Genomic DNA, 13161 nt, shown 5'->3' on the forward strand with positions numbered 1-13161 from the left:
TGAAAGGCGAGGCGATGAAGGCTCCGAACCACGTGACAGTTGGCGGCGCCCCCGAAGGGTTTGACGCGCAGCTTGTGCTGAACGAAATCGCCCGCACCAACGGGCCGGTGGCCCATGTCGCGCGTGATGACAAGCGGATGGAGGCGATGCGTGCGGCGCTGGCTTTCTTTGCCCCCGACATGCCGGTCTTTGTGTTTCCGGGCTGGGATTGCCTTCCTTATGATCGGGTGTCACCTAACGCGGATATCTCGGCGGCGCGGGTGGCCACGCTGGCGGCGCTGGTTCACCAGATGCCGCAGAAGTTCGTTCTGCTGACGACTCTGAATGCCGCGACCCAACGCGTCCCTGCGCGAGAGGTTCTGCGCGAAGCGGCGTTTACCGCCCGCGTGGATCAGCGCATTGATGAAACCGCGCTCAGGAATTTTCTGGTGCGCATGGGTTTCACCCAAAGCCCCACGGTGATGGAGCCCGGAGACTACGCCATTCGCGGCGGCATTATCGACATTTTCCCTCCGGGCGAATCCGGCCCGGTTCGTCTGGACTTGTTCGGAGACGTTCTGGACGGCGCGCGCCGATTTGATCCGGTATCACAGCGCACAACCGAAAAGCTGGACGTGGTGGAACTCGCGCCCGTGTCCGAGGTCATTCTGGACGAGGCCGCGATCACTCGGTTCCGTCAGAATTACCGCATCGAATTCGGTGCGGCGGGCACCGATGACCCGTTGTATGAGGCCGTCAGCGCCGGCCGCAAGCATCAGGGCATCGAACACTGGCTGCCGTTCTTCCATGACAAGCTTGAGACGCTGTTTGATTATCTTCCGGATGCCTCGATCACAGTCGATGATCAGGTCACACCGGCACGGCTGGCCCGGTGGGAGACGATTGCCGATCAATATGAAACCCGGCGTTTGGCGCTGGAAAACCGATCTCGCATGGACACGGTCTATAAACCAACGCCTCCGGGACTGTTGTATCTCGACGACGCGGCGTGGGAGGCGGTGGTCGCGGATCGTCGGGTGATGCAGTTCAGCCCATTGCCGCAAGCGTCGGGCCCCGGTGTCATCGATGCAGGCGGCCGCATTGGGCGCAACTTTGCCCCGGAACGTCAGCAGGAAAGCATCAGTCTGTTTGGCGCTTTGGCCAGCCACATCACAGCCAAGCTCGACAAGGGGCCGGTTCTTATTGCGTCATATTCCGAAGGCGCGCGCGAACGTCTGACCGGTCTGATCGAGGACGAAGGTTTGGCCGAGGCCATTCCGGTGTCCAATGGCACCCGCATCGGCAAGCGCGGCCTGCACCTTGCGGTCTGGGCGTTGGAGCATGGGTTCGAAACCCCCGACCTGACGGTTATCGCGGAACAGGATGTTTTGGGCGACCGCCTTATCCGCCAGCCCAAGAAACGCCGCAAGGCCGAGAACTTCCTGACCGAGACCCAATCGCTCAGCCCCGGCGATCTGGTGGTGCATGTGGATCACGGCATTGGTCGCTACCGGGGGATGGAGGTTGTCACCGCCGCCGGTGCCGCCCATGAATGCCTGCTGCTTGAATATGCCGAGCAAGCCAAACTGTACCTGCCGGTCGAAAATATCGAGCTTCTGTCGAAATACGGCCATGACGAAGGATTGCTTGACCGTCTGGGCGGCGGCGCATGGCAGGCCCAAAAGGCCAAGCTCAAAGAACGTATTCGCGAGATGGCGGACAAGCTGATCCGCATCGCCGCCGAACGCGCTCTGCGCAAGGCCCCTGTGATGGACCCGCCGCCCCATGCGTGGGAGGAGTTCAGCGCCCGTTTCCCCTATCAGGAGACCGACGACCAGTTGCGTGCCATCACAGAGGTGATGGAGGACATGCATTCCGGTGCACCGATGGATCGCCTGATCTGTGGCGATGTCGGCTTTGGTAAAACCGAAGTCGCCATGCGCGCGGCCTTTGTTGCGGCCATGTCCGGCGTACAGGTGGCTGTTGTCGCTCCGACCACCTTGCTGGCTCGCCAGCACGCGGCATCCTTCAAGGAACGGTTCCGAGGTTTCCCTCTGGAGGTCCGGCAGCTGTCGCGTTTTGTTTCGGCGAAAGAGGCACAGCAGACCCGCGACGGGTTGGCGCGCGGTACAGTGGATATCGTGATCGGAACCCACGCGCTGCTGGCCAAGGGAATACGGTTCAACAATCTGGGTCTGCTGATCATTGACGAGGAACAGCATTTCGGTGTTGGTCACAAAGAGAGGCTGAAGCAATTGCGCTCGGACGTGCACGTGCTGACGCTGACCGCCACGCCGATCCCGCGGACCTTGCAATTGTCGCTGACCGGCGTGCGCGATCTGTCGATCATCGGCACTCCGCCCATCGACCGTCTGGCGATCCGCACCTATGTCAGCGAATTCGACGCGGTGACGATCCGCGAAGCGCTGTTGCGTGAACACTATCGCGGCGGGCAAAGTTTCTATGTGGTCCCGCGTATCTCGGATTTGCCCGAGATCGAAGAGTTCCTCAAGGAACAGCTGCCGGAGCTGACCTATGTGGTTGCCCATGGCCAGATGGCTGCGGGAGAACTCGATGACAGAATGAACGCGTTCTATGACGGCAAATACGACGTGTTGCTGGCCACGACGATTGTCGAAAGTGGCTTGGATATTCCGACAGCTAATACGATGGTTGTACACCGCGCAGATATGTTCGGCCTTGCACAACTCTATCAGATACGCGGGCGGGTAGGGCGCTCGAAGACGCGGGCTTACGCCTACCTGACCACGAAACCGCGTCAGAAACTGACCGCCACCGCCGAAAAACGCCTGCGGGTTCTGGGTTCGCTTGACACGCTGGGGGCCGGGTTCACTCTGGCCAGCCAAGACCTCGACATTCGCGGCGCGGGCAACCTGCTTGGTGAAGAACAATCAGGTCAGATGCGCGATGTGGGGTACGAACTTTATCAGTCGATGCTGGAAGAGGCGATTGCCAAGATCAAAGCGGGCGAGATGGAAGGGTTGTCGGACGCTGACGATCAATGGGCCCCGCAGATCAATCTGGGCGTTCCGGTCCTGATCCCCGAGGACTACGTGCCCGATCTGGACGTCCGTCTTGGTCTTTATCGCCGCCTGTCATCGCTGTCGACCAAGGTCGAGTTGGAAGGCTTCGCCGCCGAGTTGATCGACCGGTTCGGCAAATTGCCGAAAGAGGTCAACACACTGATGCTGGTCGTGCGTATCAAGGCGATGTGTAAACGCGCCGGAATTGCAAAGCTGGATGGCGGTCCTAAAGGCGCGACGATCCAGTTCCACAATGACAAATTTGCGTCCCCTCAGGGGCTGGTCGAATTCATCCAGAACCAGCGCGGCATGGCCAAGGTCAAAGACAACAAGATCGTCGTGCATCGCGACTGGAAAAAGGACAGCGACAAGATCAAGGGCGCCTTCGCGATTGCCCGCGACCTTGCTGAAAAAGTGGTCGCGGAAAAGAAGAAGGCCAAAGCTGGCTGACAGGTAAGACAGGGGCTCTGCCCCCGATGCGCGTTCCGCGCATCTCCCCCGGGATATTTACGGCCAGATGAAGTAACGGATCCCAGCTTCATCTGGCTAAAAATATCCCCGCCGGAGGCATCGCGCGGCAGCGCGATCACCCCTCTAATCACGCATTGCAGCCTGCGCGCAGAAGCAAGACGCTGCAACCGCCCGATCAGCGCGGGCCAAAGCGAGGTCGAGGCGTTGTTTTATCTGTAAGATTTCAACCTCTTCTCCACGGGCTTTCAGGCAGTCGTGTAACCCCTTCAAGCTCCAGACGTTGTCCGGGTGGATCGAAGCGCGGCTCAGGGCACCGCCGAGACCCAGATCTTCGCGATAGACGTCCTCGGCTTCTGCCGTATGGCCTTGTTCGAACAGCAAAGCGCCAAGCGCGTGGCGTGTGGGCTGCATCCAGCCCCAGGGCTCGTCATAGGGCAGGGTATCGTCCAATTCGACCGAGCGGCGCAGGTGGGCGAAAGCGATTTCGAAATTACCCTTGCGATACTCGATCTCACCGCGCAGCATTTCCCGCGCGATCTCCAGCAGGTCGATCACGCGGTTGTTGTGCAGCCTGCGGGTTTCGGGAACGCATTCTTTAGCGGCGAGAAACAGGTTCTCTTCCGCTTCGGCGTGGGTGACATCGCCAGTTGCCGCATGGGCAATGGCGCGGGCGTAATGGGTCGTGGCCGTCAGGGTGCGGAACAGATCCGGATCCGAGGGCAGGTCCAGCGCCTTTGCCTCTTCCCATCGGCCAAACCGGACCAGAATATGCGGCCCCATGGACATATAGCTTTCGAAGAAATCCGCCATGGGCGGGCTTTCGATGCGAAGCATTTCTTCGGGCGTCGTATCCCACAACCCCTGGTTGGCACGCAGCGCAGGTTCAATTTGCCCCAGAAAAAGCGCGCCGTAGATGGTGAAGTGGTAGTTGTGTTGGCGGTAGCCGGTATAAATGTTGAACGCACCTTCGCGTTCGTAATATTTCAGATCGGCTTCGGAGGCTTTTTCATTCCAGTACACAACATTGTGGTAGTGGCCGCAGAGCACATCTATGTGTGTTGGCATATGGACCAGATGCCCGGCATCCGGAACCAAAGTGCGCAGGATATCTCCGGCTTTCAGGGCTTTTTCCGGTGTGGGCGACATCTCCATCAGGTGGACGTAAAGATGCAGCAGGCCGGGATGTGACATGGCGGCCGGATCGTTGGTCATCGCCCATTCCAACGCCTCTTGAGCCTCAAGCGTTGCAGCACCTTCTGCCGGTTGGCCTGTTTTCAGATCCCACATTTTCCAGGGTGTCAGGTTCAAAAGCGCTTCGACGTAGATTGTGCGCAGATCGAGGTGATCAGGGTGTGCCGCAAACGCTGTGCGCATGACGTCGGCAAAATCATGATCCCACGTATGCATGTCCTCGATTGGATCCCGCTGCGGATAACGCGCAGTTAGAGCCCTGATCAGAGATTGTTCAACGGGCGTGCAGCCGTCAGCCAGCTCCAGCGCCTTTTGCATGGCATCATAAGCCAGTGCCAGTGCTTTGCCCCGCCCACGCTCATCCTGCAATTCCCAGGGCAGGTTGTAATTCGGGCCAGCCGCATAGGCCACGCCCCAATGGGCCATGGCGCATTGGGGGTCATGTTCGGCAGCGCGCTGGAAGCAAACCACAGCTTCTTCGTGATTGTATCCGTAGGTCCAGTTCAGACCGCGGTCGAACCACAATTGAGCCTCAGGTATCGACGTGGAAACCGGGCAAGAATAGCTGCCCAGATCGTAATAGTCGTTCATCAGTGGTCCCCCCTCAGCCTGGGCCAAGGGTAGCGCATTTCCAACATGTTGCACAGATCAGGCTGGCAGGCGTTCCTCGACGCGGCCCATATGCAGCATCAGGGCGAAGGCCAGTATGCACATTGTCAGGATACCGAATGTCAACGGCGCGATGGATCCGTCAAACAGCAAGCCGATCGGCGCTGCAATTGCAGCGGCCAGCACCGTCGAAATCGATCCGATGACAGAAGCCGCCATCCCGGCAATATGCCCCATCGGCTCCATGGCGATGGCGTTCAGGTTGCCCAAAGTTACACCGGCCATGAAAAACACCATGGTTTGCCAGAACACGAACAGCGCAAATGAGGCGTCAGGCGAAAGGAGCATGGCATTTAGCGTCATAACCAAAGCTGTGATCAGGATTTGCCCGCCCAGCGCCCAAGTCACCATCCGGCGCATACCCACGCGCACGACCAGTGCTGCGTTTAACAAGCTGGCTGACCCGGACATCAGTGCCACGAACCCAAACCAGAAAGGAAAGCTTTCCGCACGGTCATGGATTACGTCATAAACCGGCTGAACCATAGTCAGCATGGTAAACAACACGCCCATACACAGCGTTTGAACCATGATCGAAAGGCGCACAGTCGGGTGAGCAAACATTTCTTTAGTGGCCGAAAGCATCAGCGGTAAGCGGAAGGGGCGGCGGTTTTCTCGGGCCAGAGATTCAGGCAGGCGAACGCCCATCCAAGTGATGATGACCAGTGCAAATAGAATGAATGACACAAAGATCCCGCGCCAGCCAAACAGGGCGATCACACCCGCTCCCAGCATCGGTGCGGCAGCAGGTACCAACGTAAAAATCATCATTGCAATCGAGATGATCCGCGCCATTTCACGGCCCGAATACAAATCGCGAATGATTGCCATCGCCACCACGCGCGGGCCAGCAGCGCCCAACCCCTGAAACACACGTGCGATCAAAACCAGCTCCAGCGAGGAACTTGCCCAGGCCACAGTCGATGCCGCGACATAGAGAACCGCGCCTCCATAAATTACCGGCTTGCGTCCAACCGCGTCGGAAAGAGGGCCGGTGAAAAAGGTTCCGATCCCCATGCCCAACACAAAGGACGTCAGGATCAATTGGGCCCGGTTGACATCATCAGGGCTGAGCTGCGCGCCGATTTCGGGAAGAGCAGGCAGCATTGAATCGATCGAAAATGCGATGGTGGCGAACATCATTGCGATCAGAGCAATGAATTCCGCCTTTGACATGCGGTTGGCCATGAAGCACTCCTAACCCGTTGGCGCTATCACGGTGGGTCAGGTTAGACCAGACTGGAATTTTGCACAGACCTCTGTGCTATTCTGCAGGGGAAGCCTCAAGTTGAGACATGATCTCGGCGATCACTTTCTCCCACATGTCAGGGGGTTGCGCGCCCGGAACCGCGTGTTGGTTGGCGACAATGTAGGTTGGGACCGAGCTGACGCCCATTTCGCGCGAGTGAGTGTCCCGGTTGCGAATTTCTTCGCGGTCGGCGTCTGATTTCAGCAGTTTCATAACCACGGCGGCGTCCATTCCAGCGCTGTCGGCGATGTCGGATAGGACTTCGGGATTACCAATGTCACGGGCCTGAACAAAATAGGCATCGAACAGCGCGTCGACGACGGCGTTCTGTTTGCCTTCAATACCGGCCCAATGGATCAGGCGATGCGCGTCCAGCGTGTTGGGCGTGCGCTTCATGCCTTCGAAGTCGATCTTGAGCCCCGCATTTTCGGCATGTTCGACCACGGGGGCATAAGCCCGAACCGCGCCTTCCTTGCCGCCAAACTTGCGCTCAAGGTACTCGCGCCGATCCATGCCAGCATCCGGCATGTCTGGGTTTAACTGAAACGGGTGCCATTCAATGACAAAGGGATGGTCGGGAACGTTGGCCAGTGCCTTGTCCAGATGCGTTTTGCCGATAAAGCACCACGGGCAGATCGGGTCGGACAGGATGTCGAGCTTGACGGTCTGGGTCATGTGGTTGGTGCCTCGAAATAGGCCGGCAACGCCCGGCGCAGGAGTTTGCCATTGCCGCCGGTCGGCAGCGCGGGCAGGTGGATGAAGGCGCGCGGTTGCTTGTAACGCGCCAGATTGGTCTCGACATAGGCGCGCAGGGCCGCATCGTCCAGCTTTTCCGGGCCAGTGTAGAAGGCCGCTATCACAAATGTGTCCGGTTTGACCTCGACCGCCGCCGCGCCGACCTGAGTGATGCCGGGAAAACGGGACAGGGCGGCTTCGACTTCGACCGGAGACACGCGATACCCACCCGCGTTCATCATGTCATCGTCGCGACCCAGGTAAGAGATCTGGCCATCCACGGCCATGGCCCCCTGATCTCCGGTCAGGAACCACTCACCCTGCATACGCGTTTCAACTTCATCAGGGGCGTTGAGATAGGTCAGCATTAATCCGGGGTCAGAGCGGTGAATTGCAATGGTGCCTTCCTGCCCCTGAGGCACCGGGCCGTCCGGTCCCAGGATCGCCACACGCCGCCCCGGTTGCGGTTGTCCAAGCGCATCCTCGCGTGCGGGATGGGCCGGGCTCGAGGAGATGAAGGTCGAGCATTCGGACATACCGTAGGCTTCGAAAAGCTCGGTGCCGGTGGTGCTCAGCCATTTCTCATGCAGTGAACGGGCCAGTTTTTCGCCCGCGCACAGACCGTGGCGCAGGTCGGGCAGCTCTATCTGATCCGCTATTTGCAGCATCTTGCGATAGACACCGGGGGCTGCGGCAAAAATTGTTGCGCGATGCTGGCCTAGCAAAACGGGCAGGGCGGAGATGTCCGTGCCCGGTTCCGGGATCAGAGCCGTCGCGCCGATGGTCCAAGGGTCCATCAACCCGGTTCCCAGCGTATAGGTCCAGTTGAACGCGCCAGCGTGGCACAACCGGTCGGTTTCGCGCAGACCGTACCAGCCTTCGACCATCATCTGCCGGGCCCAGATTGCGCGATGGGCATGGGCGACAGCGCGCGGCTTGCCTGAGGTCCCAGAGGTATAGACGACATAGGCCATACGCTCGGGATCGCCCATGTCAAAACGGGCCGCAGGCAGGTTTCGCATGGCCTTCAATGCATCCAACCCGATCTGTTGGGGATGCGAAGCGCAGGCGACGTCGGGATCGCGCAGAATGGCCGCCGGGGAAAGATCCTCGATCATTTTGGCGGTTTCGGGTTCCGTCAGTTGCGACGATGTCGGCACCGGTACGACGCCCACGGCAATAGCGCCCAGATAGGCAATCGGGAAATCCACCGTATTGCCCAGCCGCATCAGCGCGATGTCACCGGGTTTCAAACCGGCCTTCAGCAAACCCGTACCAGTGCCCAGCACCGCAGCTTTCAGATCGCGATAGCTCCAATCCTGCGAGTTGCTCGAACGCAAGACCGACAATGCCACTTTATCCGGGGCGTACTCGGCGCGGCCCAGAACATGAGCCGCCAGGTTGAACGGTTTGGGGCAGGGCGCAGCCGGCCCCTGATCGAAAATGGACAACATGGACACTGGCTAACGCGCCGCCTGCCGCGTTGCAAGCGCGGCTGGCCGGGCCTATAGAGAAGGCATGAGAACCCAAGATCCCAAATCCCTGATCCGAATTGCCCGAGACGCCGGCGAATACACCGAAGTGGAACCGCTGGACCTTGGCGCGCGCGTGCGAGAGCTGCGCAAGGCTCGGCAATGGACACTGGAACAGGCCGCCAGCCAGGCCGGATTGGCACGCTCGACCCTCAGCAAGATTGAAAACGGGCAGATGTCGCCCACGTATGACGCGCTCAAGAAACTCGCGATCGGGTTGGAAATTTCGGTTCCGCAGCTTTTCACACCGCCTCAGCGCGATCAGGTGATCGGACGGATGGCAATCACACGTGTGGGCGATGGTACGGCACATGCTACAACCACCTATGAACATGAGTTGTTGGCCGAAACCCTGACCAAAAAGCAAATGCTGCCCTACCGTGCGCGGGTCCGGGCGCGATCAATGGATGAGTTTGACGGCTGGGTGCGCCATGACGGCGAAGAGTTCATGTATGTGCTGACCGGAGTCGTGCAACTTTATACTGAGTTTTATGAGCCGGTCGAGATGCGTAGGGGCGACAGCGCTTATTACGATGGCAGCATGGGCCATAACGTAATTTCAGTTAGTGACGAAGACGCGACTATCCTTTGGGTCACATCACTTACTTAAAGCGGCGCTGCTGAATTCCCGGTTCAGACCTTCGGTGAACAGGAAATCTTCGACCTCTTCATGTGCTTCATTCATTGTCAACTGGTGACGCTCGGCCAGATAGGCCTCAAACCCTTTACGATCCTTTAAGACGCGCATCATGTCCTGGTCACGCAAGTTCGGAAAGCGCCGCTTCGCGCGTTCATAGGCCGCGCCCCAGTCTTTTGTCAGATCGGTCCAGTTCATCATCTGTGAGCTTTCCTTTAGTAGCGATTAGGACTGCTCTCCCCCACAACAGAGTACGGATAGGGGGCGGCCTCGTCAGACATGACAAAATGTCGCAGCGCGTTGTCACATTTCTTTTAGGGGCTTTGTGCCCGCTGCGAAATTTCCGCAACGGGCCGATGGGCCAATATTTGGGGTGAGTGGTGGTGGCCCAGTTGTTCTGTTTCCCGCAGCGCAGGAGGGATTCAACAAGCGGATTGCAAAGGCACTTCCCAGCTTGCCATGAAACCTAAATGTGCCGGATGTATACAGCTTTTTCCTGTTTTCCAAAGCTATTTGATGGCTTTTGCGGCGCGATCACCAAGTATTGATGGTGTTGCTAACGCGTTGCAGAGGATTGTTGGCGCCGAAACGAAATCTTGTTGGACGTGGCAATGTGCTGAATTTCGCCGACAGGCGCAGATTTTCCGGCAGCAGGCTGCAACGAACCGCAGGGCCTTCATCTGTAAGGGATTGGAAAAGTCGGTTTGGGTTGACCGGCCGGGATCACCCTTGCCCCGGCTGGCCTTTGGGTCATGCTTTTATTGGACCTCGTACCACCACACTTCGGGCATGTATTGGGGGCCGTCTCCGTAAATGGGCAAGGTATTCGGGAATCTCAGATCTTTGACATGCGCAATGCGTCCGATGTCGAAGCTCCAGATCGGGATGACATAGCGGCCTGCGGTCAGTACCCGATCCAGAGCGCGGGTGGCGGCAACGAAATCTTCTCGCGTTTCCGATGCCAGCATGGCGTCGATCATGGCGTCGACCGCGGGTGAGGCCACGCCCATCAGGTTGCGCGTTCCGGGCGTATCGGCGCCTTCGCTGCCCCAATACAAACGCTGCTCATTTCCGGGGGACAAAGAAAGTGCCCGGCGGAACGGTGTAATGTCGAAATCTAGTTCAGAAGTGCGCCCGACATATTGCGCGTTATCGACCTGTTCAGTCATGACCTGAATGCCCAGACGTTCCAACGCGCGGGAATAGATCTCGACCACCGTTGCCATTTCGCTGTCGCCCTGTTGCAGCAGAAAAGTCATCTGGAACGCATCACCGTTTGAGTTTCGCAAAACGCCGTCCTGAACGGTCCAGCCCGCTTCGGTCAAAAGTTTGGCGGCTTTGCGCAGGTTCGCCCGGTTCCGGGCCGATCCGTCGCCTTGCGGTGGTTCATACCCCTCCAGCGTGCCGGGGATCAGGTCATCGGCGAAAGGTTGCAACAGGTCCTGCACGTGACCTTGGGCCGGGCCGGGCTGCATGGCAAGGTCGGAGCCCGAGAAATAAGACGTGATCCGTGGTTGCGCACCACCGGTCACCGTGTCGTTGATGAATTCGAAGTTGAAAGCAAGTGTCAGTGCCTCGCGAACGCGCCAATCATCGAACGGGGCTTTGCGGGTGTTCATTACGAACCCGGTCATGCCCGAAGGTTTTCCGTGTGGAATCTCGGTTTTGACCACATCGCCGCGCTGCACGGCGGGAAAGCTGTATTGCGTGTCCCATTTGTCACCGTTGAATTCCCGGACCGCAGACAATTCACCGGCTTTGAAGGCTTCGAACAATACGCTGCCATCGCCGTAGAACTCGATCCGCATCTCGTCCAGATTCATGGTGCCGCGACGGAACGGGATATCCCCGCCCCAATAGTCCGGATTGCGGCGCAGGTTCACGTAGCGACCGGCCTCATAACTATCGATCACATAGGGGCCGGTTCCAATCGGCACATCATGCAGTTGCGCATCGGCGAAAGCCTTACCTTCCCATTGCGCCTTTTGCAGGATCGGACGCATCCCTGCGAGCAGGGCAAGCTCTCGATCAGGTTCATTGAATGTGATCCGCACCGATCGCGGGCCGGTTTGTTCGATACTGTCGATCTTGCCCCAGAGACCGCGATAGCGCAGGTGCCCCTGAGTGCCCAAGGTCTCGTATGACCAGATCACATCGTCGACCGTAACCGGGGTGCCGTCGGAAAAACGTGCCTCTTCCCGCAAGGTGAATTCGACCCAGGAGCGGTTCGGAGCCGTCTCAACTGATTCGGCTAACAGCCCGTAAAGTGTGAAAGGTTCGTCCCAGGACCGGCCCATCAGGCTCTCGTGGGTCCAGAATGGCAATTGCCATGGCGAGGTGCCTTTTTGCAAAAACGGGTTCAGACTGTTAAAGCCGCCCGTATTCCCGAACACGGCCTTGCCGCCTTTGGGCGCATCCGGGTTTGCATAGGGGAGGGACACAAAATCCGGTGGTAGGGCCGGGTCCCCATACATAGCTATGCCATGAGACGATTCTGCATGGGCGACAGACATCACGAAAATGCTGGCGATTCCCGCCGCAAGTGGTCGAAACGGACGGAGAAAATCCGGGCTCATTTTGGAAACAATCCTGCTCTGGCCTTATTTTGTTGGGATTCACCGTAGAGATGATTTTTCTTATTATCAAACTTTTAGCTTGGACCAAGGCGCAGAATTGCTTATAAAGGTTCCACTGCTCGATAGGTTTCTTGCCTGTATGAAACCTGCCTCAATAACTTAACGCCCGCTTCGTGCGGGCGTTTTTTTATGCGCCAAGAAGTCTCAGGCCGGGAGTCCAATCGAAAATGTTTCCCCGTTTTCTTTGCAGGTGCAGCATGGCATGCTGCGCCAAGTTAACGCTTGAGGGAGAAGGGACATGAGCCTGTCCGGCAAAACGGCAATCATCACGGGATCGAATTCTGGTATCGGTCTGGGGGTCGCACGGGAACTGGCCAAGGCCGGTGCCGATGTGGTTCTGAATTCCTTTACGGATCGCGACGAAGATCACGCGCTTGCGGCAGATATCGCGAAAGAGACCGGGACAAACGCGCGCTACATCAAGGCCGACATGTCCAAGGGTGACGAATGCCGATCGCTGATTGAGCAGGCCGGGGCCTGTGACATTCTGGTGAACAATGCGGGCATTCAGCATGTCTCACCAATCGATCAGTTCCCGGTCGAGAAATGGGACGCAATAATCGCGATCAACATGAACTCGGTCTTTCACACAACCGCTGCTGCGTTGCCGATGATGCGTAAGGCAGGTTGGGGGCGGGTGGTGAACATCGCCTCGGCCCATGGGTTGACGGCATCGCCCTTCAAGGCGGCCTATGTCGCGGCCAAGCACGGTGTTGTGGGGATGACCAAAACCGTGGCGCTGGAAACCGCGCAAGAGCCAATCACCTGTAACGCGATCTGCCCGGGCTATGTTCTGACCCCTCTGGTCGAGGCTCAGATTCCCGATACGATGAAGGAATACAACATGAGCCGTGAGGATGTGGTGAAGAACATCCTGCTGGAGCGGCAACCGTCCAAGGAATTCGCCACTGTTGAACAGTTGGGCGGAACGGCGATCTTCCTGTGTTCGGATGCGGCGGCGCAGATCACCGGGACCACGATTTCCGTAGATGGTGGTTGGACCGCGCTTTGAGGTTTT

9 protein-coding genes are annotated in these 13161 nt (G+C 58.4%); 3 read left to right on the forward strand and 6 right to left on the reverse strand.

What is annotated here, in order from left to right:
- The first annotated feature begins 14 nt into the window (after window positions 1-14).
- On the forward strand, window positions 15-3473 hold the full coding sequence (gene mfd, locus ACR0LF_RS01560) for a transcription-repair coupling factor (RefSeq protein WP_480573955.1): 3459 nt from the start codon (window positions 15-17) through the stop codon (window positions 3471-3473).
- A gap of 144 nt (window positions 3474-3617) precedes the next feature.
- Here the strand turns inward: mfd and ACR0LF_RS01565 are convergent, their stop codons facing one another.
- From ACR0LF_RS01565 to ACR0LF_RS01580, 4 genes are all read right to left on the reverse strand, one after another.
- The gene (locus ACR0LF_RS01565) at window positions 3618-5276 is read right to left on the reverse strand and encodes a tetratricopeptide repeat protein (protein WP_480573958.1); all 1659 of its coding nucleotides are present in this window, start codon (window positions 5274-5276) and stop codon (window positions 3618-3620) included.
- Window positions 5277-5333: 57 nt separating this feature from the next.
- Window positions 5334-6542: a multidrug effflux MFS transporter gene (locus ACR0LF_RS01570; RefSeq protein ID WP_480573962.1), complete on the reverse strand. Its 1209-nt coding sequence runs from the start codon at window positions 6540-6542 to the stop codon at window positions 5334-5336.
- A 76-nt stretch (window positions 6543-6618) separates the two neighbouring features.
- Window positions 6619-7278: a DsbA family oxidoreductase gene (locus ACR0LF_RS01575; RefSeq protein ID WP_480573965.1), complete on the reverse strand. Its 660-nt coding sequence runs from the start codon at window positions 7276-7278 to the stop codon at window positions 6619-6621.
- Window positions 7275-8792: a class I adenylate-forming enzyme family protein gene (locus ACR0LF_RS01580; RefSeq protein WP_480573968.1), complete on the reverse strand. Its 1518-nt coding sequence runs from the start codon at window positions 8790-8792 to the stop codon at window positions 7275-7277. Before ACR0LF_RS01580 ends, ACR0LF_RS01575 begins: the two co-directional genes overlap by 4 nt.
- Before the next feature lie 64 nt (window positions 8793-8856).
- On the opposite strand from ACR0LF_RS01580, the gene ACR0LF_RS01585 reads away from it, so the two are divergent.
- Window positions 8857-9480 (forward strand): helix-turn-helix domain-containing protein, encoded by a 624-nt coding sequence (locus ACR0LF_RS01585; RefSeq protein ID WP_480573971.1) that lies wholly within the window; start codon window positions 8857-8859, stop codon window positions 9478-9480.
- Here ACR0LF_RS01585 and ACR0LF_RS01590 read toward each other — a convergent pair.
- Together ACR0LF_RS01590 and ACR0LF_RS01595 are read right to left on the reverse strand one after the other, a co-directional pair.
- Window positions 9469-9708 (reverse strand): hypothetical protein, encoded by a 240-nt coding sequence (locus tag ACR0LF_RS01590; protein ID WP_480573974.1) that lies wholly within the window; start codon window positions 9706-9708, stop codon window positions 9469-9471. The genes ACR0LF_RS01585 and ACR0LF_RS01590 overlap by 12 nt on opposite strands.
- 557 nt (window positions 9709-10265) lie before the next feature.
- On the reverse strand, window positions 10266-12083 hold the full coding sequence (locus tag ACR0LF_RS01595) for an extracellular solute-binding protein (RefSeq protein ID WP_480573977.1): 1818 nt from the start codon (window positions 12081-12083) through the stop codon (window positions 10266-10268).
- Between the two features lie 298 nt (window positions 12084-12381).
- On the opposite strand from ACR0LF_RS01595, the gene ACR0LF_RS01600 reads away from it, so the two are divergent.
- Window positions 12382-13155 (forward strand): 3-hydroxybutyrate dehydrogenase, encoded by a 774-nt coding sequence (locus ACR0LF_RS01600; protein ID WP_480573980.1) that lies wholly within the window; start codon window positions 12382-12384, stop codon window positions 13153-13155.
- Window positions 13156-13161: the final 6 nt, after the last annotated feature.

Source organism: Ruegeria sp. E8, from assembly GCF_056533985.1.

Excerpts from the sequence above, each read along its gene's own strand:
- mfd (WP_480573955.1), top strand. The coding sequence starts at position 15 with ATGAAGGCTCCGAACCACGTGACAGTTGGCGGCGCCCCCGAAGGGTTT.
- ACR0LF_RS01565 (WP_480573958.1), bottom strand. The coding sequence starts at position 5,276 with ATGAACGACTATTACGATCTGGGCAGCTATTCTTGCCCGGTTTCCACG.
- ACR0LF_RS01570 (WP_480573962.1), bottom strand. The coding sequence starts at position 6,542 with ATGGCCAACCGCATGTCAAAGGCGGAATTCATTGCTCTGATCGCAATG.
- ACR0LF_RS01575 (WP_480573965.1), bottom strand. The coding sequence starts at position 7,278 with ATGACCCAGACCGTCAAGCTCGACATCCTGTCCGACCCGATCTGCCCG.
- ACR0LF_RS01580 (WP_480573968.1), bottom strand. The coding sequence starts at position 8,792 with ATGTTGTCCATTTTCGATCAGGGGCCGGCTGCGCCCTGCCCCAAACCG.
- ACR0LF_RS01585 (WP_480573971.1), top strand. The coding sequence starts at position 8,857 with ATGAGAACCCAAGATCCCAAATCCCTGATCCGAATTGCCCGAGACGCC.
- ACR0LF_RS01590 (WP_480573974.1), bottom strand. The coding sequence starts at position 9,708 with ATGATGAACTGGACCGATCTGACAAAAGACTGGGGCGCGGCCTATGAA.
- ACR0LF_RS01595 (WP_480573977.1), bottom strand. The coding sequence starts at position 12,083 with ATGAGCCCGGATTTTCTCCGTCCGTTTCGACCACTTGCGGCGGGAATC.
- ACR0LF_RS01600 (WP_480573980.1), top strand. The coding sequence starts at position 12,382 with ATGAGCCTGTCCGGCAAAACGGCAATCATCACGGGATCGAATTCTGGT.